Origin of the sequence: Natronosalvus halobius, assembly GCF_024138145.1 — an archaeon.
Taxonomy (GTDB): Archaea; Halobacteriota; Halobacteria; order Halobacteriales; family Natrialbaceae; genus Natronosalvus; species Natronosalvus halobius.
In genome coordinates this window covers 3,292,438-3,318,018 of sequence record NZ_CP099997.1, presented here as the reverse complement: position 1 = coordinate 3,318,018, position 25,581 = coordinate 3,292,438, and the positions used below count along the sequence as shown (strand labels likewise).

Annotated in this window: 27 protein-coding genes and 1 tRNA gene; 15 read left to right on the top strand and 13 right to left on the bottom strand. The window is 64.9% G+C overall.

Annotated features, from left to right (window positions below; translation table 11 throughout):
• Positions 1-44: 44 nt before the first annotated feature.
• The 3 genes from NGM15_RS16075 to NGM15_RS16065 are packed head-to-tail and all read right to left on the bottom strand — an operon-like array spanning position 45 to position 2,934.
• Complete coding sequence (locus tag NGM15_RS16075; protein ID WP_253433148.1) at positions 45-1,082, bottom strand: metal ABC transporter permease; 1,038 nt, start codon at positions 1,080-1,082, stop codon at positions 45-47.
• On the bottom strand, positions 1,079-1,864 hold the full coding sequence (locus tag NGM15_RS16070) for a metal ABC transporter ATP-binding protein (RefSeq protein ID WP_253433145.1): 786 nt from the start codon (positions 1,862-1,864) through the stop codon (positions 1,079-1,081). Before NGM15_RS16070 ends, NGM15_RS16075 begins: the two co-directional genes overlap by 4 nt.
• Positions 1,865-1,869: 5 nt before the next feature.
• Positions 1,870-2,934: a metal ABC transporter substrate-binding protein gene (locus NGM15_RS16065; RefSeq protein WP_253433142.1), complete on the bottom strand. Its 1,065-nt coding sequence runs from the start codon at positions 2,932-2,934 to the stop codon at positions 1,870-1,872.
• Positions 2,935-3,101: 167 nt separating this feature from the next.
• On the opposite strand from NGM15_RS16065, the gene NGM15_RS16060 reads away from it, so the two are divergent.
• Entirely contained in the window at positions 3,102-3,923 is an 822-nt protein-coding gene (locus NGM15_RS16060) for a lipoate--protein ligase family protein (protein ID WP_253433139.1), read from the top strand.
• A 114-nt stretch (positions 3,924-4,037) separates the two neighbouring features.
• Here NGM15_RS16060 and NGM15_RS16055 read toward each other — a convergent pair whose 3' ends face one another.
• From NGM15_RS16055 to pcp, 3 genes are all read right to left on the bottom strand, one after another.
• A complete protein-coding gene (locus NGM15_RS16055) occupies positions 4,038-4,331 on the bottom strand; it encodes a DUF5808 domain-containing protein (RefSeq protein WP_253433136.1) in 294 nt (97 codons plus the stop codon).
• Positions 4,332-4,435: 104 nt separating this feature from the next.
• Positions 4,436-5,608, bottom strand: a complete 1,173-nt coding sequence (gene thrC / locus NGM15_RS16050) for a threonine synthase (protein ID WP_425494486.1) — start codon at positions 5,606-5,608, stop codon at positions 4,436-4,438.
• Between the two features lie 205 nt (positions 5,609-5,813).
• Positions 5,814-6,455 carry a pyroglutamyl-peptidase I gene (gene pcp, locus NGM15_RS16045; RefSeq protein WP_253433130.1) on the bottom strand — a complete coding sequence of 214 codons (642 nt, stop codon included), beginning with the start codon at positions 6,453-6,455 and terminating at the stop codon, positions 5,814-5,816.
• A gap of 179 nt (positions 6,456-6,634) precedes the next feature.
• Here pcp and NGM15_RS16040 point away from each other — a divergent pair, with 179 nt between their 5' ends.
• On the top strand, positions 6,635-7,153 hold the full coding sequence (locus NGM15_RS16040; protein WP_253433128.1) for a DUF8050 family protein: 519 nt from the start codon (positions 6,635-6,637) through the stop codon (positions 7,151-7,153).
• A gap of 170 nt (positions 7,154-7,323) precedes the next feature.
• Here the strand turns inward: NGM15_RS16040 and NGM15_RS16035 are convergent, their stop codons facing one another.
• Positions 7,324-7,773 carry a DUF5789 family protein gene (locus tag NGM15_RS16035; RefSeq protein ID WP_253433125.1) on the bottom strand — a complete coding sequence of 150 codons (450 nt, stop codon included), beginning with the start codon at positions 7,771-7,773 and terminating at the stop codon, positions 7,324-7,326.
• 126 nt (positions 7,774-7,899) lie between these two features.
• Here NGM15_RS16035 and NGM15_RS16030 point away from each other — a divergent pair, with 126 nt between their 5' ends.
• Together NGM15_RS16030 and NGM15_RS16025 are read left to right on the top strand one after the other, a co-directional pair.
• Positions 7,900-8,565, top strand: a complete 666-nt coding sequence (locus NGM15_RS16030; protein ID WP_253433122.1) for an HAD family hydrolase — start codon at positions 7,900-7,902, stop codon at positions 8,563-8,565.
• 131 nt (positions 8,566-8,696) lie between these two features.
• Entirely contained in the window at positions 8,697-10,040 is a 1,344-nt protein-coding gene (locus NGM15_RS16025) for a PQQ-dependent sugar dehydrogenase (protein ID WP_253433120.1), read from the top strand.
• 138 nt (positions 10,041-10,178) lie between these two features.
• Here NGM15_RS16025 and NGM15_RS16020 read toward each other — a convergent pair.
• Positions 10,179-10,252: transfer RNA gene (locus NGM15_RS16020), tRNA-Tyr, on the bottom strand.
• Positions 10,253-10,376: 124 nt separating this feature from the next.
• On the opposite strand from NGM15_RS16020, the gene NGM15_RS16015 reads away from it, so the two are divergent.
• The 3 genes from NGM15_RS16015 (at position 10,377) to ftsZ (ending at position 12,636) form a co-directional block, all read left to right on the top strand.
• Positions 10,377-10,997, top strand: coding sequence for a double zinc ribbon domain-containing protein (locus NGM15_RS16015; protein ID WP_253433118.1), 621 nt, complete (start codon positions 10,377-10,379; stop codon positions 10,995-10,997).
• A gap of 215 nt (positions 10,998-11,212) precedes the next feature.
• Positions 11,213-11,392, top strand: coding sequence for a ribbon-helix-helix domain-containing protein (locus NGM15_RS16010; protein ID WP_253433115.1), 180 nt, complete (start codon positions 11,213-11,215; stop codon positions 11,390-11,392).
• A 2-nt stretch (positions 11,393-11,394) separates the two neighbouring features.
• A complete protein-coding gene (ftsZ, locus tag NGM15_RS16005; RefSeq protein WP_253433113.1) occupies positions 11,395-12,636 on the top strand; it encodes a cell division protein FtsZ in 1,242 nt (413 codons plus the stop codon).
• Between the two features lie 329 nt (positions 12,637-12,965).
• On the opposite strand, the gene ncsA is transcribed toward ftsZ, so the two are convergent.
• Entirely contained in the window at positions 12,966-13,934 is a 969-nt protein-coding gene (gene ncsA / locus NGM15_RS16000) for a tRNA 2-thiolation protein NcsA (RefSeq protein WP_253433110.1), read from the bottom strand.
• A 106-nt stretch (positions 13,935-14,040) separates the two neighbouring features.
• The gene (locus NGM15_RS15995) at positions 14,041-14,862 is read right to left on the bottom strand and encodes a lysophospholipase (RefSeq protein ID WP_253433107.1); all 822 of its coding nucleotides are present in this window, start codon (positions 14,860-14,862) and stop codon (positions 14,041-14,043) included.
• A 122-nt stretch (positions 14,863-14,984) separates the two neighbouring features.
• Here NGM15_RS15995 and NGM15_RS15990 point away from each other — a divergent pair, with 122 nt between their 5' ends.
• Together NGM15_RS15990 and NGM15_RS15985 are read left to right on the top strand one after the other, a co-directional pair.
• Positions 14,985-15,452 (top strand): DUF4442 domain-containing protein, encoded by a 468-nt coding sequence (locus tag NGM15_RS15990; protein WP_253433104.1) that lies wholly within the window; start codon positions 14,985-14,987, stop codon positions 15,450-15,452.
• 95 nt (positions 15,453-15,547) lie between these two features.
• Positions 15,548-16,201, top strand: coding sequence for a DUF7095 family protein (locus NGM15_RS15985; RefSeq protein ID WP_253433101.1), 654 nt, complete (start codon positions 15,548-15,550; stop codon positions 16,199-16,201).
• A 141-nt stretch (positions 16,202-16,342) separates the two neighbouring features.
• Here the strand turns inward: NGM15_RS15985 and NGM15_RS15980 are convergent, their stop codons facing one another.
• Positions 16,343-17,500, bottom strand: coding sequence for a Fic family protein (locus NGM15_RS15980; RefSeq protein WP_253433098.1), 1,158 nt, complete (start codon positions 17,498-17,500; stop codon positions 16,343-16,345).
• A 238-nt stretch (positions 17,501-17,738) separates the two neighbouring features.
• Between NGM15_RS15980 and larE the strand changes: the two genes are divergently transcribed.
• Positions 17,739-18,650, top strand: a complete 912-nt coding sequence (larE, locus tag NGM15_RS15975) for an ATP-dependent sacrificial sulfur transferase LarE (protein WP_253433095.1) — start codon at positions 17,739-17,741, stop codon at positions 18,648-18,650.
• A gap of 150 nt (positions 18,651-18,800) precedes the next feature.
• The gene (locus tag NGM15_RS15970; RefSeq protein ID WP_253433092.1) at positions 18,801-19,244 is read left to right on the top strand and encodes a hypothetical protein; all 444 of its coding nucleotides are present in this window, start codon (positions 18,801-18,803) and stop codon (positions 19,242-19,244) included.
• A 69-nt stretch (positions 19,245-19,313) separates the two neighbouring features.
• Here the strand turns inward: NGM15_RS15970 and NGM15_RS15965 are convergent, their stop codons facing one another.
• Positions 19,314-19,823: a TspO/MBR family protein gene (locus tag NGM15_RS15965; RefSeq protein ID WP_253438159.1), complete on the bottom strand. Its 510-nt coding sequence runs from the start codon at positions 19,821-19,823 to the stop codon at positions 19,314-19,316.
• A 143-nt stretch (positions 19,824-19,966) separates the two neighbouring features.
• Here NGM15_RS15965 and NGM15_RS15960 point away from each other — a divergent pair, with 143 nt between their 5' ends.
• The 4 genes from NGM15_RS15960 to map all read left to right on the top strand — a co-directional run bounded on the left by NGM15_RS15960 (position 19,967) and on the right by map (position 24,978).
• Positions 19,967-22,507 carry a DEAD/DEAH box helicase gene (locus NGM15_RS15960; protein WP_253433089.1) on the top strand — a complete coding sequence of 847 codons (2,541 nt, stop codon included), beginning with the start codon at positions 19,967-19,969 and terminating at the stop codon, positions 22,505-22,507.
• 175 nt (positions 22,508-22,682) lie between these two features.
• Positions 22,683-23,642, top strand: a complete 960-nt coding sequence (locus NGM15_RS15955; RefSeq protein WP_253433087.1) for a DUF368 domain-containing protein — start codon at positions 22,683-22,685, stop codon at positions 23,640-23,642.
• A 61-nt stretch (positions 23,643-23,703) separates the two neighbouring features.
• Positions 23,704-23,916 (top strand): hypothetical protein, encoded by a 213-nt coding sequence (locus NGM15_RS15950; protein WP_253433085.1) that lies wholly within the window; start codon positions 23,704-23,706, stop codon positions 23,914-23,916.
• A 159-nt stretch (positions 23,917-24,075) separates the two neighbouring features.
• On the top strand, positions 24,076-24,978 hold the full coding sequence (gene map, locus NGM15_RS15945) for a type II methionyl aminopeptidase (protein ID WP_253433082.1): 903 nt from the start codon (positions 24,076-24,078) through the stop codon (positions 24,976-24,978).
• 129 nt (positions 24,979-25,107) lie between these two features.
• On the opposite strand, the gene NGM15_RS15940 is transcribed toward map, so the two are convergent.
• Entirely contained in the window at positions 25,108-25,308 is a 201-nt protein-coding gene (locus tag NGM15_RS15940; RefSeq protein WP_253433079.1) for a DUF7835 family putative zinc beta-ribbon protein, read from the bottom strand.
• Positions 25,309-25,581: the final 273 nt, after the last annotated feature.

The following is a 25,581-nucleotide window of genomic DNA, read 5'->3' as shown; positions in this document are numbered from 1 at the left end:
GAGGTGGCCCACCTGGGAGCGTTCCGGGTTCAGCGATCGAGCCGTCACTCGAGCGAGGCCCCGTCGCCGTCGATCGCGTCGACGTCCGTCACCGACTCCTCGCGGTGGGTTCCGGTGAAGAGCTTGCCGAGGCCGACACAGCCGACGTAGATGGCGACGGCGACCAGCACGACGACGCCGCCGGCGGTCGCCTCGGCGTAGTACGCGACCCCGATACCGATGACGACGGCGAGTTCGGCGAGAACGACCGACGCCAGCAGCGCCTGTGAGAAGCTTCGTGCGACCTGCGAGGCGCCGGCGACGGGGACGACCAGCATCGCTGCCACGAGGATGACGCCCATGATCTGCATCGCGCCGACGACGACCAGCGCGGTAAGCATCACCATCACGCGATTGTACCAGCGCACGGGAATCCCCGCGACCTCGGCGGCCACTTCGTCGAAGGTGACGTACAGCAGTTGATTGCGGGTGAGCGCGACCGTGCCGACGACGACGGCGAACAACACGAGCAGGAGGACCGCGTTTTCGGCCGACACCGTCGAGAGGTTCCCGAAGAGGTACTGGTCGATCGACACGGTGAGCCCGCCCGCGTTGAGGCTGATGAGCACCGTCCCGAGGGCGAACCCCGTCGAGAGGACAATCGCCATCGAGACGTCGTTGTAGGCGTCGGTGTACTCTGAGATGAGTTCGATGAACAACGCGGCGATCACCGCGACGACGATGGCCGTCAGGTACGGCGACACCGAGAACGACAGGGTCGCGTTGACGAACAGGCCGACCGCGACGCCCGCAAACGCGGTGTGTGCGAGGGCATCGCCGATGAGCGCGAGCTGGCGGTGGACCAGGAAGGTGCCGATGAGCGGGGCCATCACGCCGATGCAGAGGCCGACCAGGATCGCCCGGTGCATGAACGCGTACTCGGGGTGAATCATCTCGAGCCCCGTAACGTAGTACAGCTGGGACAGGAGCCAGTACCACGCCTCGAGCAGCCAGTACAGCGGTTCGAGGGCGACGTCGACGGGCCCCGATTGCAGCGAGTTGAGAGGGCTCGACTGCAACGGGCCGGCGGCCAGTCCACTCATCGGCGGTCACCCACGATGGCCGCTGCCGCCCCGAACGCCCGGCCGAGCGCGTCGCTCTCGACGAACGCCTCCGCCGTCCCGTCGAAGTACACCTCGCGGTTGAGACAGACGATCCGGTCGGCGTGGGCGGTCACCGCGCCCAGGTCGTGTTCGATCAGGAGGACGGTGATCCCCGAATCGTTGAGCGATTCGAGCAGGTCGTAGAACGCCTCGACCGATTCGGCGTCGACGCCGACGGTCGGCTCGTCCAGGACGAGCAGGTCCGCCTCGCCCGCGAGCGCCCGCGCGATGAACGCTCGCTGGCGCTGGCCCCCGGAGAGGTTCGTGATCCGCCGGTCGGCGAACGCGTGCATTCCGACCGTCTCGAGGGCGCGGTCGACGATTGCCCAGTCCGCCTCGTCCAGGCGACCGAAGCGAACGTGAGGGAACCGGCCCATCTTCACGACCTCGCGAACCGTGATCGGCATCTCCGTCGAGGCGCTCGCCCGCTGGGCGACGTAGCCGACTCGAGCGCCGTCGTCGAAGCGGTGGGCGGGTTCGTCGAACAGGCGTGCGGTGCCCCGGTCCGGCTGGAGTAATCCGAGTGCGAGTCGCATGAGCGTCGACTTCCCGGAGCCGTTCGGGCCGACGATGGCAACGTACTCGCCGGGGTCGACGCGAAGCGAGACGTCCTCGACGACCGGCGTCGACGCGTATCCGAAGTCGACGTCAGCGAGTTCGATGACGGGCGCCTCCACGCCGACAGCGTTCGTAGAGGGTTCCTGGGTGGGTGTCGTGTGCATTGCTCTCACTCGAAGTTTCGCCACTCGTCGGCCCAGCCGTCCGGTCCGGCCTCGTCCGGCGGTTCGTTGCCGAGAACGACGTTGAACGTGGGCATGTTGATGTTGTACGCGATCTCTTCGTACCCCCAGCCCGCGTCGACCCACTCCTCGTAGACGCCGGCGTACGGCGTCACGGGGAAGTAGGCCTCGACGGGCGTCTCCGCGAGCAACTGCTCGGCCGGTTTGCGCGTCTCGAAGACCGCGGCACCGATGTACTCGATGTCGTTCTCCTCGATGGTCTTCTTGGCCGCGACGATGTCGCTCGGGGCGACGTTCCCGCTCGCGGCGAGGTTCGTGACCAGCGGCCGCATCTCGACGCCGTAGCGAACGCCGACGTACTGGAACGCGTTGTGGGCCGCGAGCTGGACCACGTCCCGCGAAGCCGTCTCGAAGATTCGCTCGTAGTCCGCGTCGATCCGATCCAGGACGTCAGCCTTGTACGCCTCGGCGTTCGCCAGGAGCGTCTCCTCGTGGTCGGGGGCGACCTCGATCAGGCCGTCGGCGATATTGTCGACGGAGCGCTTCGCTCGCTGGGGATCGAGCCAGAAGTGCGGATCCAGACCCCGTCCGTCGCCGACGCCCTCCTCTTCCGGGTCCAGGCTGGCCGCCAGCGAGACCAGTTCGATGCCCTCGCGGGCATTGATCAACGCCGTGTCGACCCCGTCGTCCTCCAGCGTCTGAATCGCCCGGTCGGCCCAGGGCTGGAAGTCGGCGCCGACGTGGATGAACGCGTCCGCCTCGATGATGTCGCGCGTGATGCTTGCGTCCGGTTCCCAGCCGTGGCCGTGGAGGCCGGTCGGAACCAGGTTCGTCACCTGGACAGGCGTATTCTCCGCCACCTTGCGCCCGAAGTCGTAGAAGCTGAAAAACGACGCCGCGACGACCGGCGACCCGTCCTCGTTCCCCGACGGACTCCCTCTGACGCCCGCGAGACAGCCCGCAGTTCCGGTGACGAGGGCGCCAGCGCCGCTCGCGAGTGCCTGACGACGGGAAATCGAGGGTCCGTCCGACGACCGTAATCGCTCGCTCATTGTCGGGACGTAGTACCTACAAACTATAAAATAGTTACTACCGAACTCGATTTTTAGACGGATCTAAACCGGGTGCTTGTGTAGGGATTCGTCGGTGGTCGACAGCCGACGGTCGACAGTGATCGCACGTCGGAATCCATTTCTCGGTGGCCGACGAGCACACGGGTATGACCGACCTCGTCGACCGCGAGTGGCGCCTGATCAGGGACGACCCCAGGGACGGAGCGACCCAGATGTCCCTCGAAGAAATCGCCGCGCGAACGGCGCTCGAGGACGACCTGCGTACCGTTCGGGTCTACGACTGGGAACCCAGCACGCTCTCGCTGGGCTACCAGCAGGAACCCGACACCGTCGACTGGGATTTCTGCGAGGAACACGGAATCGACGTCACCCGACGGCAGACCGGCGGCGGCGGCATCTACCACGACGCCGTCGCGGACATCTCCTACACCATCGTCGCCCCGGCCGCGGAAGTCCCCGGCGACCTGATGGACTGTTACGCCATGTTCTGTGAACCCATCCTGGAGGCGTTCTCGCGGATGGGCGTCGACGCCGACTTCGCGGAGTCGAAACAGGAGGCCATCTACCGCCCATCGTGTTATCTCCGGGACATCCACCCCGCTCACGACGTGGTGGCCCCCGCGAGCGAGTCCGAGACGAAGAAAATCAGCGGCAACGCCCAGTACCGCCAGCGCGACGTCGTCATCCAGCACGGCTCGCTGAGTTTCGACATCGAGCCTGAAACCCACGTCGGCGTCTTCGCCGCGGACGTCGAGCCGGAGACGTTTACGGACCGCGTCACGAGCATCCGCGAACAGGCGGGAATCGACCGCGAGGAGGCCGTCGACTACCTCGCCAACGCGCTCGGTGGGTGGTGTGACGCCGAGGAGGGCGAGTGGCGGGCCGCGGAACTCGAGGCTGCGGCCGACCTGGCCGAGCGGAAGTTCGGCGCCGAAGGCTGGGTTCGCGACCGCGCACTCGAGGCCTGAGCCGACGCGCGATTCGAGGGTCGAGCACCGGAGCTTTCGACATTCGAGCACCGAATCTGACGCTCGAACTCGCGGCTCGAACGAACGGAAACGGTCGAGAAGTGCTAAGACCGCTCAGTCGTCGCTCTCGTCGTCGACGATCACTTCGACCGGATCGATCGCCGACTCCGAATCCGACTCCGAATCCGACGACGGCGACTGTTCCTGCCAGAGCAACGCGCCCGCGATGACGACGACGATCCAGGAGCGCCAGTTGGCCAGGTTGAGCGTGTAGCCGACGCCGAAGGGCTTCTCGACGAGCATTCCCTCACCGGGTTGCCAGTACGACGAGAGCATTCGGCCGAAACTCGGTCGCTCGAAGTTGTACGGGACACCGAAAATCTCACCGGAGGTCGGTTTGTCTGCCATACCCGGGCGTACACCGTCCGGTAATAAGAGTATTATGTACGCTTGCTCTCTCGCGGCCTGCCTCCACAGCGCCGTCACACGCTCGGATCGGCGTCGCCAGTACCTCACTCGGAGTCGAGCGACGACTCGAGGTCCTCCCGGTCGACGACTGGCGCCGACGGAAGCTCGCCCTCGCCGCCGTAGCCGCGCCCGGTCAGTACACAGGCGACCGTCTCGTCCGGGCCGACGTCTCCGCGCTCGGTCAGTCGGCGAAGCCCCGCTACCGTAGTTGCCGAGGCGGGTTCGACGCGCACACCAGCGTCGCGAGCGAGGCGGTCCTGGGCCTCGAGGATCGCGTCGTCGTCGACCGAGAGGGCGGCGCCGTCGGTGTCGCGAACGGCCGCAAGCGCACGGGTCCCGCTTGGCGGGTCGGCGTTGGCGATGGAATAGGCGACAGTCTCTTTCACGCCCGAAGCGGGATCGACGCGCTCTCGATCTGACCGATACGCCGCCGCGATCGGATCGCAGGCCGCCGCCTGGATCAGGTACAATCGCGGCAGCGACTCGAGTAATCCGCCGGCGCGTAACTCCAGGAGCCCCTTCCAGACCGCGCTCGCGTTGCCGCCGCTGCTGACCGGGAGGACGATGGCGTCCAGCGAGGGAACGGTCTCCAGGAGGTCGAACGCGAGCGTCTTCTGGCCCGCGACCCGGAGCGGAACGTCGGAGTTGAGGAACTGGATTCCGTGCCTTCGCCCGAGTTCGAGGGCGTCGTAATACAGTCGGCCGTAGTCACCATGGACGCGGACGATTTGCGGGTCGAACCGGGCGATGGCCCGGATTCGCTCCTCGGCGATGTCCGCAGGGACCAGGACGGTGCAGTCGATCCCGGCGGCCGCCGCGTGTGCCGCCACACTCGACGCCATGTTGCCGTGGGAGACGGTCCCGACGCGATCGATTCCGGCCTCGAGGGTGGCCGCGACGCCGACAGCGCTTCCTCGATCCTTGAAGCTCCCCGTCGGGTTTCGTCCCTCGTCGGCGAGCCAGACGTTCGCTCCAGCGTAGCTTTCGAGGGAGCGGCTTCGCCAGACCGCCGCACCGCCGGCCTCGAGGTCGCCCGTCGGCTGGCTCGCCGGGAGCACAGCGTCGTACCGCCAGATCGATCGCCCGCTCGAGCCAGCGTCCGAGGGACAGCTCTCGAGTGGCTCGATGGGCCGCCACAGCGGTTCACCACAGTCACACCGGGCTCGAGGGGTCTCGAACGTTCGTTCGCAGGCGTAGCAGACGCGCATCGGAGGCATTATCGGCCGTTCGGCCTGGAGGACGAAGACTTCCCGGGACGGCGCCATTAGCAGTCGGACGAAATCGGCGTCCATTGCCCTCGTTCGTCGCCCACGCTCACCGTCTGAGCGTCCAGGAGTGCCTCGAGAGGTGAACCCGCGAGCGGAAGATGTGGCGCAGATATACGCTGGGTCGCTATATCAAATGTGTAGCAGCGGGTGCGGTTCACTCCTCGAGTGCCGTCTCGAGACCGATCCCGAGTGCCGTCTTCAATTCGACCTCAATCCCGCGTCGCATCGTCTCGAGCGCCATGCTCGGCTGCGTGGTCTCGCGGGTGGCTGCCTGCTCGTGACTCAGCGGGACGTGGACGAACCCCGACCGGGTCTCGAGGTCGTTCGTCTCGACGTATCGACGCGTCGCGTAGAGGATATCGTTACAGAGGTGGGTGCCCGCCGACGTCGACAGCGTCGTCGGAACGCCGGCCTCGCGCATGGCCGTTTGCATCTCACGAACCGGGAGCGTCGAGAAGTACGCGTCCGGTCCCCCGACGTCGACCGGGTCGTCCAGGACCGAGCGGTGGTCGTTGTCCGGCGTCCCCGCGGTGTCACGGAGGTTGATACCCACGCGCTCGAGCGAGAGCGCGGGTCTGCCGGCGGCCAGACCGAGCGAGACGACCAGCGTCGGGTCGTGGCGCTCGATGTGTTCGACGAGCGCGGGACGCGCCCGGTCGAAGGCTACCGGGAGTTCGCGCCCGACAAGGGTTGCTCCCGCCACTCGGGTGCCGTCGAGCGCTGTGGCTAGTTGGCGCGCCGGATTCGTTTCGAACTCGCCGAACGGTTCGTAGCCCGTCACGAGGATCGTCGACATGCGCCACTCGTACAGGCACGACGTGATGAGTTCTCCGGTCGCGAGCGGTCGCCACGCTTTTTTCGCCGCGCCACGGACGCTCGAGCGTGCTGAGACGAACGATCACGGGCGGGAAACGTCGGGCGTACGGCCGTTCTGAACGTGCTAGTAGGCGCGGGGTTGCCGAGGTGGCCGGTAACGTGGCGTCCGTCGACGAGTCGGACGAGGTGAACAGGTCGGGCGAAGCAGGCGACAACACGAGTCAGAAATCGGAGACGGATGGCCAGAATCGCCGCAATCGAATCGTCCGCTGGCTCGCCCTGCTGTCCCTCGGTGTCGTTCCCTGGGTCGTCATCCAAACCAGCGGGACGACGCTGCTCTTTCCCTGGGGAACGGTCGTCCTCGAGACCGGGCACGTCACCCTCCTGCCGACGTTTCTCGACCAACCAGGACCGACGCCCTCGTTCCTCCGCTACTGGCCGCTCGGGAGTCTCGCCTACGCGCTCGCGCTCTGCTGGGCCGGCGCTCGAGCCGTCGGCTTTCCCGCCGACCGGCGGGTCACGGCCGGCCTGATCGCACTCGTCGGCGTCGCCGCCGTCGGACTGGCCGCCGGGTTCGGAGTCGACCCCAATCGAACCGCCTACCCGCTCGCGACGATCCACGCCCCCCTGGTCGCCGGCTGGCTGTGGCTCTCGAGGATGCCGAGAGGCGACGAGTAGACACGTCCTGAGACGGTTGCGGGTCCGGGAGCCGCGACGCTCGTCGCTCGAAACACTCAAAATGGATGACGGTGGACGGTGGCGTCGTCTCGGTCTTCGGCGAACGAGACGGTATGAACGAGACGGAGTGGCCGACGAGACGGGGTGGCCGACGGGCCCTACTCGACCAATCAGAGACCACTGCCTCCGCTCTCGCTCGGCGACCCCTGTTCCGCCTCATCCAGCGACTCGAGGTCGCGCTCCGGGTTCGCCTCTGTTCGCCCGCCCGCCTCGCCGGTAAGCTGCCCGAAAATCGCCTCTCTGGCCTCCTCGGGCGTGTCGTAGGTCTCGCCGGCCAACCGATCGAAGACGCTCCCCATCGTCTCGGTCTCGTTGGGCAGGTCGATCGGTTCACTTCCGTACTCGGCCGCGATTTCCTCGCTCGAGACGGGATACTCGAGGTCGCCCAGGTGCGTTTCGACGGTCTCCAGGACGTCCTCGGTCGACTCGGCCCGGGACGACTGGCGCTCTCGCGCGCGCTCCTGGACGCGTTCGGGATCGGGGTCGGGATCAGGACCGGGGTCGGGGTCGCCCTGGCCGGAACCCGCACTCGAATCGGCATCTGGTGGCTGGTCACTCATGGTCGCCGCTACCACGAGCGGCGGAAAAAGCGGTCGGCTGGCGACTGCGGGGGTAGCCGGACGGCAGCGAATCGCGCGTCTCGGGAGACCGAAACGATCAGGTGATTCCAGTGAACACGTTCGCGAGTGACAGCCTACGACGCAGTCATCTTCGACAGTGACGGCGTGCTCGTGCACCCGCCGACCGACGACGTCCAGGCGGAGGCCACGACGGCCGCGTTCGAAGCGATGGGCGTCGAAACCGTCGACCGAGCGATCGTCGACGAACTCTGTGACGGCGTCCCCGCCGAGCGGGTCCGGGAACTCTGTCGCCGGTACGACCTCGAGCCGGAGCCGTTCTGGCGGACGTGGGAGGATCACGACGAACGATCCCAGTTTCACCGGTTCAGGGACGGAACGCGCGGACCGTACGACGACATCGAAGCGGTCGAGACACTCGACCATCCCTGTGGGATCGTCAGCAACAATCACCACACTACGATCGAGTTCGTCCTCGAGTACTTCGACCTCGAGCACCTGTTCGAGACGTATTACGGCCGGGAGAAGACCCTCGAGAGCCTGGCGTTGCAAAAGCCGAACGGACACTACCTCGAGCGGGCGCTGGCCGACCTCGACGTCGAGGCCGACCGTGCGCTCTACGTCGGAGACAGCGAGAGCGACGTACTCGCCGCCCACCGGGCGGGAATGGACTCGGTGTTCGTTCGACGAGACCACTGTCGGGACGTCGAACTTTCGGAGGGCGCCACCTACGAAGTGGCAGGCCTGGACGCGATTCCGCAGATCGTGCGGTAGGCGGTCGGGTTCGGGAGTTCGCCGAGTAGCCCGATTTGTCGGATCGCGTCTACCCGTCGGAATTCATCCTCGAGGTCGTGACACCTTCACCCTCACCGGAGCTATTTATCTCGAGGCCAAACGGTCACGAAATGTTTGATCGGCCGAGTCGACTCTCCCGTCGCCATCTGCTCACTGCAACTGCGGCCGCTAGCACCGCGCTCGTCGGTTGTTCGATGCCCGACAGCGCCGACGAGTCACGACCGGATGAAGATGAAGGCGGGGAGCGAGAGCACGACGGGGACGAAACCGTCGAAACCGGGCCCTCGAACGATTCTGGCGACGAATCACCCCAATCGCCGCTCGAGGCCGACGTCGACCCCAAGCCGCTGCTCGTCGACCTCGAAGTCCCCTGGGAGATCGCGTTTACGCCCACCGACGAGGTCTTCGTCTCCGAACGCGCGGGACGATTGCTGCGCCTGGACGCGGAGACGCTGCTCGAGACAGCCGACGATCCGATACGGGTGGGCGACGTTCCCGACGAGCAACGACAGGAGTGGCCAGGCGAGTCGATCCAGGGGATCGCCATCCACCCATCGTACCCGAATCCTGCGTACGTCTACCTGTATTACAACGTGGGCGGGGCAAACCGCGTCGGTCGATTCGACGCCGAATCGAGCGATCCAGAGGCGACCCACGAGGTGCTCCTGGAGGGCATCGCCGGGGACCACACAATCGGCGGCGAGATCACGTTCGGTCCCGACGGAGCGCTCTGGGTCACGGCCGGGACCGCCGAGAAAACGCCTGCACAGGACCCCGGGAGCCTCGGCGGGACGGTCCTCAGGCTGACGGCGGACGGCGAGCCTTCACCGGACAATCCCGACATCGACGGCGCCGACCCCCGGGTGTTCTCCTACGGACACCGCAACCCGCAGGGAATCGCCTGGCTCGCCGACGACACGCCCGTTTGCGTCGACCACGGGCCGAACGGCCGCGACGAGGTGACCGTCCTCCGGCCCGGCGCGAACTACGGCTGGCCGGACGTCCAGGGCGGTCCCGACGACCCCGAGTACGAGTCCTACGACGCCCACGAGGACGTCGCGCCGCCGCTCGTCAACACCGGGCCGGACGACACGTGGGCACCCAGCGCGTGCGTTCGGTACACTGGTGACGCCATCCCCGAGTGGCGCGACCGCCTCCTGGTCGGGACGCTACAGCGCCAGTCTCTCGCCGTCCTCTCGCTCCGGTCGTCCGACGCGGACGCCGAGGGTCCGTTCCAGGACGACGACGCACAGCGGTTTGACGCCCCCTGGCTCGACGACGCCTACACCGTAACCGCCCATCACCTTCTCGAGAACGAATTCGGACGAGTCCGGACCGTCACGCAGGCCCCGGACGGGAGCGTCCTCCTCGGGACCTCGAACCGCGACGGGATGGCCCACGAGCCGTTCCCGCTCGAGCGCGACGATGCAATCGTGCAGCTTCGGCCGTCCTAATCGTCGTAAACGTTCATCTGAAAAACGTAGCTCCTGGATACGGAGGAGAGCACTCGAGCAGTCATTTTCGGGAGCAACGTCTCGACGTGGTATCGAAATCGCTCCTGTCGGTCGAACGTGATCCGCTCGACGAAGAAGTCCGCTCTCCCCGATTTGAACGGGGGGCAAGTCGATCTACAGTCGACTGCTCTACCAGGCTGAGCTAAGAGCGGTCACTCGTACGTAGCAGACGAAGGCGGTATAAGGGTTATTATTCGCGGCGTGTGAGACACGCGTCGGACGCGTGGGAAGTTTCATATAGGATGAGTTATAATATGGTCGGTAACTGAATCGACCATGGGAAAGATCACGTTCCGCGCGGACGACGACCTCGTCGCCGAACTCGAGGCCTTCGATGCCTCGAAGAGCGAGGTCATGCGCGAGGCACTCCGAGCGTTCCTGGACGAGCAGCCGACAGACGGTGTCGACGCCCGTCCGACCGACGACGCTCGCGCCGACGCTCCGGACGACAGCCTCGACGCCTTGCTCGAGGAACGGATCGACTCCCTACTCGAGCGGCGATTGTCCGCTCGTCAGTCGTCGAGCGGCCAGGACGTCAACGTCTCCATCGCGCTCGAGGGCGTCGAGGCGACGCGTGCACGCGAGACCGAATTCACTCCCGCTCCAGCAATGGATGAGGAGACGCGCGCGGCCGACCACACAGGCACCTCGAACGGCTCGACGCGAGATCAGCCGGCGCGTTCGGTCGAGGACCGTCCCGCTCGAGGCGCGAGCGCATGTGGCCAGTGTGGAACGGGACTCGAGTCCGAACACGTCTTCTGCCCCAACTGCGGGGAGAAGGCAACCCACCGCGTCTTCTGTGACTGCGGGGACGAGGTGCGATCGGACTGGGCGTTCTGCCCGAGCTGTGGCCGTCGAACGCCGGCAGCGGACGTGCTCGAGTCGAATCAGTCGTGACCGTCATACAAGCAACACTGTTGTAAGACATGGACGGTCACCGTCGCCGATAGTTTTAATACCCACCAGCCTGTTGGCTACAGTCGCGTAAGACGGTTGTCTTACAGCGGGTGGAAGTCACCCGGGAATCGCCCGAATGCGGCCGATTCGACGTGTAAGACACGCCGCGTCTGACAGGGGCGCGCACCGTCTTACCCAATACGGGGAATACAATAATGGAGCGTGTGACACTGCGAATTCCGAAACAGCAGATCGAAGAAGTCGAACAGCTGGTCGAGACGGGGGAGTTTCCAAACCGGAGTGAAGCTATCCGTTCGGCCGTCCGAGAAATGATCAACGACCAGTACGAGGGTCGCCACGAACAGCCGGGTAAACGCGGCTGGGCGAAGGTGTAACGATGCAGGACATCGTGCAAGACGCCCTCGAAAACGCGGAGGAAGAGGCCAAGAACATGGACGGGTCCCTCGATGACGACGAGTTCGGGGAGCCCCGGATCGTCATCATCGGGTGCGGTGGAGCCGGTAACAATACGATCAACCGGCTGTACAACATCGGTGTCGAAGGCGCGGAGACCATCGCGATCAACACCGACAAACAGCACCTGAAGATGATCGAGGCCGACACCAAAATCCTCGTGGGCAAGTCGCTCACGAACGGACTGGGTGCCGGCGGCGACCCCTCGATGGGCGAGCGTGCCACCGAGATGGCCCAGGGTACGATCAAGGAGGTCCTCGGAGACGCGGACCTCGTCTTCGTCACGGCCGGCATGGGTGGCGGTACCGGCACCGGTGCCGCACCCGTCGCCTCGAAGATCGCCAAAGAACAGGGCGCCATCGTCGTCGGGATGGTCTCGACGCCGTTCAACGTCGAACGCGCCCGCACGGTCAAGGCCGAGGAAGGCCTCGAGAAGCTGCGCGAGCAGGCCGACTCGATCATCGTCCTGGACAACAACCGGCTGCTCGATTACGTCCCGAATCTGCCGATCGGGAAGGCGTTCTCGGTGATGGACCAGATCATCGCCGAGACCGTCAAAGGCATCTCCGAGACGATCACCCAGCCGAGCCTGATCAACCTGGACTACGCGGACATGTCCACGATCATGAATCAGGGCGGCGTCGCGGTGATGCTCGTGGGGGAGACCCAGGACAAGAACAAGACCGAGGAGGTCGTCCGCGACGCGATGAACCATCCGCTATTGGACGTCGACTATCGCGGCGCCTCCGGCGGACTGGTCCACATTACCGGCGGCCCCGACCTCACGCTGAAGGAGGCCGAGGGGATCGCCGACAACATCACCGAGCGCCTCGAGGCCTCGGCGAACGTGATCTGGGGCGCCCGGATCCAGGAGAGCTACAAGGGCAAGGTGCGGGTCATGGCGATCATGACCGGCGTCCAGAGCGCGCAGGTGCTCGGCCCGAGTACGCAGAAACAGGCCGACAAATCCCGCGCCAGCCTGGAGGGCGTGACCGAGGCGGACTTCGACGCGAGTCAGAACGTCTCGCAGACACAGGAGCGGGGTTCGGGCGGGCGTCGCTCGAGTTCGCGCTCCCACTCGGGCTCGAGTTCGAGTTTCGGTGCCCAGAGCGACGGCGGCCGCGACCAGGTCGAGCGGAACAACGGCGTCGACGTCATCCGCTAACACGGCGTTCAACTGTTCGATCGTTCGAGCCGAAACGACACTGCAATCGCGACGACACACCAACGCGATCGCGATCACCAATCACGACACATCGGTCGGCCGCCTGCGGCGGCATTGACACACCGCCGCCGCGGGACACCACACCAGACACACCACTCTGGCCGACCGACGCTTTCACGCCCTCGAGTGGCGACGCTCGGCGTGACACTATCTACACGGCAAGCGATCCGCGAGCACCGCTAGCCGCTCTCGAGACGCCATTAACGAGAGTGAAAACGGGAACTGCCGAGTACGACGACGTAATACGTCGAGAGCGTTCTCGAAAGAACTCAAACGGCGTGGATCGACTCGAGCAGCGAGCACTTCCGACAGATCGCCCGTGTCGTCGTCGACCCGCACTCGGTACACGCCTGGAGGTCGGCGTCGTCGCCGTCTTCGTCGTAGCGATCCGCGACGATGCCGGCGAGTTCCTCGTAGCCCGAGAGGATGGAGTGGCGCGTTCCGGGGTGATTTTCCTCGAGATCGTAGAGGAGTCGCTGGATCTCGCCGCGGTAGGCCTCGCTCGAGTGGGGGCACTCGGTGATGTGGGCAGGAAGATCCCGGAGGTGAGCGTAGAGGGCGACCTCTTTCTCGGGGACGTCACGGAGGGGTTTGGCCCGGGGAACGAAGTTGTCCTGGTCACGGCGTTCGTCGAGCGGGCCGAGACTCGCGTCGAAGTGCTTGGCGATCTGGGAGACGTCGCCCTCCAGGAAGTTCATCAGGGCCGTCTGGGCCTCGTCGTCGAGGTTGTGGCCGGTGAGCATCAGGTCGGCGCCGAAGCGGTCGGCGTACTTCTCGAGGAGGTCGCGTCGGAAGACGCCGCAGTAGGCGCAAGCGGCCATGTTTTCGGGGTCGTCCTCGACGACGTGATCCATGCGGACGTCGAACTCCTCTTCGTAGCTCACAACCTCGTGGCGAATGTCGAGATCCTCGGTCAGCTCGAGACAGGCCGCCAGACTCTCGTCGCGGTAGCCCTCGATTCCTTCGTGGATCGTGAGACAGACGAGTTCGATCCGGGGGTCTTCGGCGAAGGTCTCCGAGAGGATCTGAGTCAGGACGACGCTGTCTTTCCCGCCCGAGAGGCCGATTACCCACGTCTGGGGGTTCTCGGGACTAGCGTCTCGCGGGACCAGGTCGTCGCGGCGAATCCGACGCCGAACCCGCTTGTCGACGGACTCGAGGAAGTGGGCTTCACAGAGGTGCGCCCCCGAGTAGGCGGCGTGCATCACCGCCTCGCCGTCGCACCGGTTGCAGTTCATCGACTCGAGGTAGCGGGTTCGGGGGGAAACGCGTTTCGCTCCTCGCCGACTGTAACTGGTCGCTCTTCCCTGGTTGAAACTGGTCGCTCTTCGCTGACTGCAATGTCTAGTTGGTCGCGTCGACGGCGTCGGCTTCGTCGTCGGCGTCGGTACCAGAATCGCCACCAGCGTCGGCGTCGACGGCGTCGCCACGGTCGTCCGACGCTTCGAGCGTGTAGATCCCGTGGGCCGCTTCGATCGCGTCGGCTCCACCCTCGAGCGCAGTCAACAGGAGGCCGACGTACTGGTCGCGGACACTCGAGGAGAACAGCTCGTGACCGCCGTCGTAGAGGACCACGTGTTCGGGTGGCACCCGCTCGCCGATGGGCTGGTGGTCGATAATAGGGTCTTTGAGCGAACAGAAGACGACGGCGTCGTGGTCGATCGCCAGGAGGTCGTCCTGGGCGCGCCGCGTCTCCCGGACGAACGACGGCGAGACCCACTTCGGGCTCGTTGCGAGCTGGTGGTCCGTCGCGAGGTCACCGATGGCCGACCTGCCGGCCTCGCCACGCGGGAGAAACGGGGCGCTCGTCGGTATCTGGGAGACGAGGTCGAGGACCGGGCCGGGAACCCGCTCGTTGTACCCCCACCACGGACTCAGGTAGACGTGGTTGTCCGCGCCGTCGAGCGCCTGGGCGACGAGCGAGCCCGCGCTGTGGGCGAGGAGCTGGTACTCCTCGAGGTCGACGACGTACTCGGCGACGGGCTCGAGCCAGTCGGCTTTGAAGTCCTCGATGTTGGTGGGCAACTCGAACGCGTGGACGCGGTAACCGGCGTTGGCGAGCGTCCCGACGAGCCAGCTGACGTTCTCGTGAGTCCAGCGATTCCCGAAGCCCATGACGAAGACGAGGTCCTCCTCACCCTCGTCGTTGAAGATTCGATGGCGCATCTCGCCTGTCCATTCGTCGGGAAGTGACAAAAGCATACGCTGTCCGCAACGAGCGCAGAGGGACATCGAGACGAGAAACCGAAGCCGCTACGTCGGCTCCCCCAAGACCGAATACGCACGCAATGCCCGAATCCCTCCGGACGAAACTCGCGCGCTATCGCTTCAACCTCTTTCCGGCCTACCGACTCGCCGGCGGCCGGGTTCGGTACATCGCGAGCGACTGGCAGGAGGTCCGCGTCTCGATCCCGCGTAGCTGGCGGACGAAGAACGTCTTTGGGACGACCTTCGGCGGGAGCATCTACGCCGCGATCGATCCGATCTACGCGATGATGCTCGTCCAGGCACTCGAGGACTCCTACGTCGTCTGGGACAGAAGGGCCACCATCGAGTTCGAGAAGCCGGCCAAAGAGACGCTGTACGCCAGGTTCCGGCTCTCGGACGCGGAACTCGAGGAAATCGAGTCGATCCTCGAGACCGAGTCCTCGACGACCCGGACCTACGCGGTCGACATCGTTGCCGCGGACGGCACCCGTCACGCGAGAGCCGAGAAGGAAGTGTACGTCGGGACCGACGAGTCCAAACGAGCGTAAACAGACGTTTGCGGGGCGAGCGAACGAGTTCGCTGTTCGCTGATCGGCGCAGGTCGAGGAAAACCGTTTTGCCCGACTCGACCCAACCTCGAACTATGAGCGGATTCAGCCGGGACGACGCCGTCGACAGGGTGGAGGCGATCCTCGAGACCGTCGACTCGGAACCACTGCCAGTTCCCGTCCGCGAGGTGTGGATTTACGGCGACCTAGCGCTCGGCCTCGACCCCGTCGACCGTCTGGACGTCTACCTGACGAAGGACGTACTGATGCGCGACGAACCCGAGGCAGAAGCCGAGTTCGAGGAGAGCCACGGCGTCAGGGGCGTCGGCAAATCGGTTCGGGCCGAGTGGGCCCGCGCCCATCCGGAGTACCTCCGGGCCAACGCGAACGGCCACGCCGCCCCCGAGAAGTGTCTCGCCGCCCAGTTGCTCGCCGACGACGAACCAGTCCACCTCGAGGTCTGCAACGCCCGGTTCGAGGACAACGTGACCCAGCGCCTGCGCGGCGCGCGTTTGCGCGAGGACTACACCCAGCTGCTCGACCCGCGAGGCGTCTGTCTCTGGTCCGACGGGGTTCACAGCGACGACGCCCTCGAGAAGGTGCGAAACAGCGAACTAGCGTTTCCCACGCTGTCGGGCGCGCTCGAGATGCTCGGGATGGACGACGCGGAGGCCCGGGAGGCCGCGGAGGCGGTCCACGCCTGGCGGGACGAGCAGGCAGGGGCGACGGTTCGCGGTGATGTCTTATGACTCACCACAGGTAGCATCGTCGTGCATCCCAGCTACCCACCCGAGGTTTGACTGGAGAATCGAAGTGATTCGAAGCTCGTTGTATCGCCGAAACGAGTCTCGTGTTCAGTCGTCTGCACGGTGTTCGATTCGTCGGTTCGGCTAGTGATTCGGTGTTCCCTCGAGGATGTCGAAGACGTCGACTGCTTTGTACTCCTGGTTTCGCTGATTCCCGGTCGTCTCGACGAGAACACCCTCGGATACTAACTCCTCGATGGCGTTGTATGCGGTTTGGCGACTGACGTCGAACCGATTCTGGACCTCGCTAGCCGTGAAGTATGGCATGTCGAATACACCTCGCGCGAGGCGATGACTCGCTTTTTGGTGCGGGTACCGTCGTTCGTAGTCATGTTGAAGCTCCATCAGGTTCACCGTCCGCTGATACGAGTTCCGAGCCTGTACTTCGATACCCTCGATAAAGAACGCGATCCAGTCACGCCACTCCCCGTTTTCACTCACGGCGCGCATCCGTTCGACGTATTGTTGTTTGTTACGATTGAAGTAGGCGCTCGGGTAGAGGTATGGCTCGTCCAGGTAGCCATCAGCACAGAGTTGCAACACGATGAGGATACGGCCAAGCCGTCCGTTCCCGTCCTCACAGGGATGGATCGTCTCGAACTGGTAGTGCGTAATTGCGAGGTCGACGAGTGGGTGATGTTGGCCGCCCATCTGAATGTACGCCTCGAGAGAGTCCATAAGACCAGGAACGTCCTGGTGCGGCGGCGGAACGAACGGTGGCTTGCCAGAACGTGGGGCAGGGAGGTGAACATCTGTGGTTCGCCATTCCCCGACTGCTTCGTCTTCATTGCGGACGTTTTCGAGGAGCGACTCGTGGAGTGACTGGAGGAGTTCGAGCGTTATCGAATCGCCGTGTTTGATTGCGTTGAACCCGTCCCGAAGTGCACGTTCGGCATTCAGAACTTCCTGGAGGTCTTTGCTCGTGTCGACGTTTGTGCCTGCACTGGTACGCGTGTGGTAGGCGTAGACCTCGTCCACGTCGACGTCAGCACCCTCTATCTCAGCGGTTTCGACGGCTTCGAGTCGGACGAGAGACGTGTAGAGGACCGGTGCAAAGTCGACGGTTGGACTGATCCCGTCGAGGCGACCGAGTTGAAAGGACGCGTCTGCGAGAAGGTTCGTGAGTTCGTCGTCAACAGGAACCGCTGTGGAAAAGGGGAGTTTCTCCGGGATATAGTACGGGTGTGGATGCGACTCGCGATAATAGCCCGGCGCATTCGCCGGAAGTTCTCGAGTCGGCATTTGAGTATACCACGATTCGACCCCTGTTAATCATATCGCTTTTAACCTAGTTTGACTACTGCCATCGCGAGACGGCCTTGTTCAAAATTCGACGCCGGAATTGTGAACGCGACGTTTATCCAGCGGGCGAGCGTGAATAGCAGTTCGAATCGAAGAAAACAACCAGTAGCCGAAAATCGTGTAACCGCACCTCCGTTCGTGACAACGCGCTTTTGGCCCTCGGGGCCAAACGAGGGCTATGACCCTCGACCTCGAGGCAAAACGCGCGGCCGCCGTCGACGACCTCGGTACCCACGACGGCGTCCTGGTCGCCTTCTCCGGCGGCGTCGACTCGAGCACGGTCGCGGCTCTCGCCCACGAGGCCCTCGGCGAGGACGCGGTCGCCTGCACGGCGAAGAGCGAGACTCTCCCCGAATCGGAGCTCCAGGACGCGAAACGCGTCGCCGACGAAATCGGCATCCGCCACGAAGTCGTCGAGTTCTCAGAACTCGACAGCGACGCCTTCGTCGCGAACGACGAGGACCGGTGTTACCACTGTCGAACGATGCGCCTGGGGAAGATGCTCGAGAAGGCCCGCGAACTCGGTATCGAGACGGTCTGTGACGGGACCAACGCGGACGACCCCGGCGCCGGCCACCGACCTGGCCTGCGCGCCGTCGAGGAACTCGAGGTCCACTCACCGCTGCTCGCCCACGACCTCTCGAAGTCGGAAGTCAGGGAACTGGCCGACGCCTACGGTCTCTCCGTGGCGGACAAGCCGTCGATGGCCTGTCTCTCCTCGCGAATTCCGACGGGGCTGTCGGTCACCGAGGACCGCCTCTCGCGGATCGAGCGCGCCGAGGCGCTGGTCCACCAGTGGGGATTCGAGGGCTTTCGCGTGCGCGACCACGACGGCCTCGCTCGCATCGAAATCGATCCGGACGAACTCGAGGACGCCCTCGACTCGGCGTTCGTCGAGTCGATCCGCGACCCCCTGCTCGAACTCGGATTCGATCACGTCACCCTCGACCTCCACGGCTATCGGACGGGGAGTGTGAGTCCTGCCGCGGACAGCCCGGCGGAACCCGACGCCGCGGCGAACGCCGCCGACGGCGAACCGCTGGTGGAGGACGTGTTCGCGGCGGAGTATCCGCGGGCGAACGACCGATAGTCCAAATCGACTCGTTACTCCCGGACATACGTACACAAATTTCCCCTTCTACGCCAGTAGCACCAGACATGCGTCGGAAGGTAGGACGTTAGTCCGGTAATATTGCTCGAGTCGATACGGACGTGGTAGTTCCCGTCGTTTCAGTGGACGATGACCGAAGAGGAACTCGAGGACCCGCCAGTGGGCTGGCGCGTCGAGACCCACAGACGGTACACGGCAGCGACGAGCGACCACGAGATGGCCTACGTCACGTACCGCCACGAATCGGAGGACCTGCGCGCGCGGGTCGCTCCCGCCTCCATCGACGGCGACGACCAGCCGGGGTACACGATCACCACGACGACCTATCCCGAACTCGCGTCGTCCGATGGTCCCGCCGGTGAGGGCCTCGAGTCCACATCGCGGACGATTCGCTCCGTCTTTCGCTTCCCCAGGTGCGACGAACTTGCCCGTCGGTTCATGTCGCTCTTCGAGGCGGCGTACGACGGCCCGGCGACCTTCGAACGCGCGCTCGCGTACGCCAGCGATCGGGTGCGGGCGTCCGAGGCCCACGACGCGCCCGTCGACACGGGCGGTAAATCGACTCGAAACTGACTCGACAGGAAATGGATAACCAGGTTGGAGGCGATAGATCGCACTCCGGTGATCTCGAGTCTCGGCCCCTCAGGCGTTCAGCCGCCAGATACCGTAGTTCAGAGCGGCGGCAAACGTCACCCAGGCGAGGTACGGAACCAGCAACGCGGCTGCACGCCGGTCGACCCGTCGAAACGCCTCGATGGTCACGACGAGGAGAACCCAGAGGATGACGATGACGGCGAGCGCCGCCGCGACCTCCTCGAGCTGGAAGAACACCGGCGTCCAGGAAACGTTGAACGCCATCTGAACGGCGAACAGTCCGAGAGCCAGCCGTCGGCCGTCCCTCGAGGACCGCCACACCAGCCACAGAGCGAGCCCCATCAGGGTGAAGAGGAGGGTCCAGACGACCGGGAACGCGAGTTCGGGCGGGTAATAAGTGGGTTTCTCGAGGCTCTCGAACCAGGCGCTGTCGGGGCCGCCGAGCACCGCGGGGAGCCCGCCGACGACGTTGACGCCAATTACGAACGCCAGGGCCTCGAGGACGTCGCCTCGCGAGAGCGATCGGAGGGAGATTCCGCCGCGATGGGTGCCGTCCATCGTTCCCGTTTCATCCATACCTGATCACACGCCCGCCAGGCAGTTAGAAGAGGTGCGTCGATAAAGAGCGAGTCAGGAACCTCCTCGTTCACTTTCACCGCGGTACGAGAACCCTTAACCGATCCCGCCCCGAATCGGGGGCAATGGCCGCGACGGACGAGGGAACGCCCTCCATCGACCACCCGCTGCTCGAACCGGACTTCCTCGAGCGGCGTCTCTACCAGCTAAAACTCGCCGGCACCGCGGCGAACGACCACACCCTCGTCTGTCTGCCCACCGGACTCGGCAAGACGACGGTGAGCCTGCTCGTGACCGCCCGACGCCTCGACGAGGCCGGTGGCAAGTCCCTGATGCTCGCGCCGACGAAACCCCTCGTCCAGCAACACGCCGACTTCTACCGCGAAGCCCTCCAGATCCCCGACGAGGAGATCGTCGTCTTCACCGGTGACGTCAGTCCCGACGACCGCGCGGCGCTATGGGACGACGCGACCGTGATCATGGCGACGCCGCAGGTGATCGAGAACGACCTCGTGGGCTCTCGCATCTCCCTCGCGGACGTTACTCACTGCACCTTCGACGAGTGCCACCGCGCCACCGGCGACTACGCCTACAACTACATCGCCGAGCGCTACCACGCCGACGCCACGGACCCGCTCGTCACGGGGATGAGCGCCTCCCCAGGCGGCGACGAGGAGGCCATCCTGGAGGTGTGCTCGAATCTCGGACTGCGAGAGGTCGAGGTGATGACCGAGGACGACGCCGACGTCGCGGAGTTTACCCACGACACCGACGTCGAGTGGGAACGCATTCAGCTTCCCGACGACGTCATCGAAATCAGGGACGCCCTGAACGAGGTGATCACGGAACGTCTCGAGAAGCTCAAAGAACTGGGGGTCGCCAGGTCGACCCAGCCCGACCAGTCCCAGAAGGACCTCAACCGAATGCGCGCGGAGTTACAGAAACTGATCAACAACGACCAGTCGGAGGGGTTCAAGGGAATGTCCGTCCACGCGGAGGTGATGAAACTTCGTCAGGCCGTCACCCTCGTGGAGACCCAGAGCGTCGAGGCGCTGCGGCGGTACTTCGAGCGCCAGCGCAACCAGGCCCGCAGCTCCGGCGCCTCGAAGGCGAGCCAGCGGCTGGTGAGCGATCCCCGGGTGCGAGAGGCGATGCGACGAGCCGAGTCCTACGACGAACTCCACCCCAAGTATCGCAAGACGCGGATGCTGCTCGCGGAGACGCTGGGGCTTGAAGGCGGCGAGCGCGTCATCATCTTCACCGAATCCAGGGACACGGCCGAGGCGCTGACCGAGTTCCTGGACACGAGTTTCGACGCGAAGCGCTTCGTCGGCCAGGGCGACCGCGAGGGCAGCGACGGGATGACCCAGAAGCAACAACAGGAGGTCCTGGACGACTTCCGAGCCGGCGAGTTCGAGGTCCTGGTTTCGACGTCGGTCGCCGAGGAGGGGCTGGACGTCCCCGAGGTCGACCTCGTGCTCTTTTACGAACCCGTCCCGACCGCGATCCGGTCGATCCAGCGCAAGGGTCGGACCGGCCGCCAGGCGGAGGGACGCGTCGTCGTCCTGATGGCCGAAGACACCCGTGACGAGGCCTACTTCTGGATCTCGAGGCGTCGCGAGAAGGAAATGGAGAGCGAACTTCGGGAACTCAAGGGGATGGCGAACGACCTCGAGTCCGAACTCGACGACGCTCAGCAGTCCCTCGAGGCGTTCGACACCGGGGCGTCCGCGGGCTCGCGCGGGGAAAAATCTGCACCGAAGAGCGACACCTCGAGTGGGAGTCAGGAAGTGAGCAGCCAACCTGGACTGCAGGATTTCGTTGGCGAGGCGACCGACTCGAGTGACGGGAGCGATGAAGGCGACGAGGGCGACAAGGGCGACAAGGGCGAAGCGGTGGACGGGGACGCCACCGGCGAGACTGACGCAGTCGACGAAGAAGCCGCGACGGTCGAAACTCACGAACCCAGCGCCGAGGGCGACGCGGTCGAAATCGTCGCCGACCAGCGCGAGATGGACGCCAACATCGCCCGCGAACTTTCGAGGCGCGAGGAAATCGAAATCCGTCTGGAGACGCTCGACGTCGGCGACTACGTCTGCTCGGACCGCGTGGTGGTCGAGCGAAAGTCGGTGGCTGACTTCGTCGACTCGCTCGTCGGGGGCGACCGTTCGGTGTTCGAGCAGGTGGGCGCGATGGCCCGTCACTACTCCCGCCCGGTCGTCATCGTCGAGGGCGAGGGCCTGTACGAACAGCGCGACGTCCACCCGAACGCGATTCGAGGAGCGCTCTCCAGTCTGGCGGTCGACTTCGGGGCGAGCATACTCCGGAGCGAGAGCGAGGACGATACGACGGAGTTGCTCGCGACGATCGCCAAGCGAGAACAACAGCTCTCGAACCGCGAGGTGTCCGTCCACGGGGAGAAGGGCGCAAAGACCCTGAGCGAGCAACAGGAGTACGTCGTCTCCTCGATCGCCGACGTCGGTCCGGTGACTGCTCGCTCGCTGCTCGAGACCTTCGGGACCGTCGAGGCGGTGATGATCGCGAGCGAGGACGAGTTGCGGGAGGCAGACGGCGTCGGCGAAGTAACCGCCGAACGTTTGCGCGAGGTAATCGGGAGCGACTATACGGGAACCGGAAGTGCAGCGAGTTCGAGCGCCAACGAGTGACGGCCGTCGACGCTCGAGTCCGAGTGGCCGATCGCAGCCCGCAGGAACCGTGGCGAGTAGAACCGTTTTAGGGGCTCCCCGCGGTACGAACCTGTAATGGACGCCAAACGGCCCCGCGAATCGTCAGCCTCGACGACCGTCCGGCGAGCGCCACGCGCCCTCGAGGTGACGCGGCGTGGGCTATAGCGTCGACGAGCGCCTCGTCGAGCGCCTGTCGATGTTCCGAATCTACGCCTACGGGCTCTGCATGGGAACGGCGGACGCCCTCCCTGGCGTCTCCGGCGGAACGATCGCCCTCCTCCTCGGGTTCTACGGTCGGTTGATCGCGGCGATCACGTCGATCACCCCAAGTCGTATCTGGACCGTGCTCAACGGCGTTCGTCCGGGAAACCGCAACTCGGCCAGGGAGGCGCTCCTCGAGATGGACGTCGGCTTCCTCCTCCCGCTCGGCATCGGCGCAGTAACTGCCGTCGCGCTCATCGCCAGCGCGGTGGCGTCGCTCGCGGAATCGCATCCCGTCGCCCTCTTTGGTTTCTTCACGGGGCTCATCGGGGCATCCGCGATCGTCCTCTACCGTGAGCTCCGGGTTCGGACGCGGACGGACGTACTCGCGGCCATCGCGGGCGCGTCGCTCGCATTGCTCATCGCAGCGAACGTCCTCGAGTTGCCGGGAAGCGGTGCGATCACCATCGTCTTCGCCGGTGCCCTCGCCATCAGCGCGATGATCCTGCCGGGCGTCTCCGGGTCGCTCATCCTGATTCTGCTCGGCCAGTACGTCTTCCTCTCGGGCGAACTGAGCGCGTTTCTCTCGGGAATCGCCGGTCTCGTCGGTGGGGGTTCGCTCGAGGCCGTCATCGCTCCTGGAACCACGGTGGTTCTATTCGTCGCTGGCGGGCTGGTCGGCCTGCTGAGCGTCGCGCGCATCGTCCGAGCGGCGCTCGACCGACACCGAAACACGACGCTACTGTTTCTGGTGAGCCTCATCGCCGGCTCGACGCCCGCCCCGCTGCACAACATCGGCGAGACGCATACCTGGACGGCCGATACGATCGTGCTGGCCGCCGTCTGGACCCTCGTCGGGGCACTCGCGCTCTTCGCGCTCGACCGACTCGTGGGCGGCTTCGACCCGGAGTAATTCCGCGATAGCTTGCACATCCCGGCACGCGAAGTAACCCGCCTCGAAAGATAGAGAGGGTATGGTACTCAAACGACTCCTCGGCTCGAAAGCGGCTCGATCGCTGACAGTCCTCTCGGTCGCCGCGGAGGCGAAACGGGCGTTCAAGAACGGCCGCCGAATCAGGGCGGCAGGACTGCTCGTCCTCGCCGCACTCGCCTGGAAGTGGACGATGCTCGGGATGCTCGCCCAGGGCGTGCTTAAACTGGTCCGGGGCGGGCGAACCCCGGCCTAGTGCGCCGTCGATCGGATCGGGGCGGTGACCGACGTACGACGAGATCGAATCGGGACGGTATAACCGGCGTGAGACGAAATTGGATCGGGCCCAATCGGTGACGGACTCGCGCCGAGACGTGACGCAATCTCTTTTTATCGACCCGCACAAGCACACGGCATGAGCGACAGCGCGGTCGACCTCGAGGCCGAACAGTACGAGAAGCATCGCGAAGCCGGGGCGATCCTCGCCCAGGTCCGTCAGGAAGCCGCCGACCGCGTCGAAGTCGGCGTGAGCCACCTCGAGGTCGCCGAGTACGCCGAAGACCGTATCAGGGAACTCGGCGGACAGCCAGCCTTCCCCGTCAACATCTCCATCGACGAGGAGGCGGCCCACCGCACGCCGACCATCGACGACGAGTCGACCTTCGGCGAGGAGATGATCAACCTCGACATCGGCGTCCACATCGACGGCTGGCTCGCCGACACCGCCATCACGGTCGACCTCTCCGGGAATCCCGAACTCGCGGAGGCCTCAGAGCAGGCCCTCGAGGCCGCCCTCGACCTCGTCGAACCCGGCGTGAACACCGGCGACATCGGCGCCGAAATCGAGGAAGTCATCGACGGCTACGGCTACAACCCCGTGGTCAACCTCACCGGTCACGGCCTGGGTCACTGGGAACAACACACCAGCCCAAACATCCCCAACCGGGCTGTCTCCCAGGGGACGACCCTCGAGGTGGGTGACGTCGTCGCCATCGAACCGTTCGCGACCGACGGTGGCGGGAAGGTGACCGAGGGCTCGAGCGAGGAGATTTACTCGCTCGAGCGAGAGGCGTCGGTTCGCAATCGACAGGCGCGAGACGCGCTCGCACAGATCACCGAGGAATTCCGAACCCTGCCGTTTGCGACCCGCTGGCTCGAGACCGACCGCCCCGAGATGGCGCTTCGTCGGCTCAAGCGCCAGAACGTGGTCCACGGCTACCCCGTGCTCAAGGAGGACGAGGGCTGTCTGGTCAGTCAGAAAGAACACACCGTCATCGTCACCGAAAACGGGTGTGAAGTCACGACGGCCGATCAGTGAACTGCCTCGGGGTCGAGCCCCGAGACACTCGCCTCGAACCGCCTGTTGACCGACCGGTAAGCGGTCGTACGCAGAACACAACGAGAGGGAAAAGGAAATGGGGACCAGGGGGTCACCGGACGCCAGTGTTTAGGCGTTGTTCATCCGTTGGCTCGAGCGCGTTCCACAGCGCTGGCACTCGGTGACGCGGTAGGGTTCGCGGGAAAACTGCGCGTTCTCTTTTTTGAGGCTCTCGGTGCGGATCTGCACGTTGACTTCGTGTAGCGTGTCCAGGTCGCAGTCCTTGCAGTACTCGGTCAATCCGTTGAATGAGTTGTCAGTCGTTGCCATTGAGAGGTTCTTCCGTTAGATAAGTATTAAAGCCCGGTTTCATTTCGGAATCTGAGTCGAGAAAACCGCAAGCAGGGGATTATACAGACCATAATAAGGGCCGAGACCGTTTTATACAGTTCAAACTCATTGCTTATCGATTATTTCACGAATTCCTGAAATTCGTGACAGAAGTGTAAGTTTGGATTACCGATAGAACCCGTGAGAACGGCCAACACGTCACAATAGCGGAATCGAGCCGTTTGTCCTCGCATTGCTCACCGCTCGCCCCTC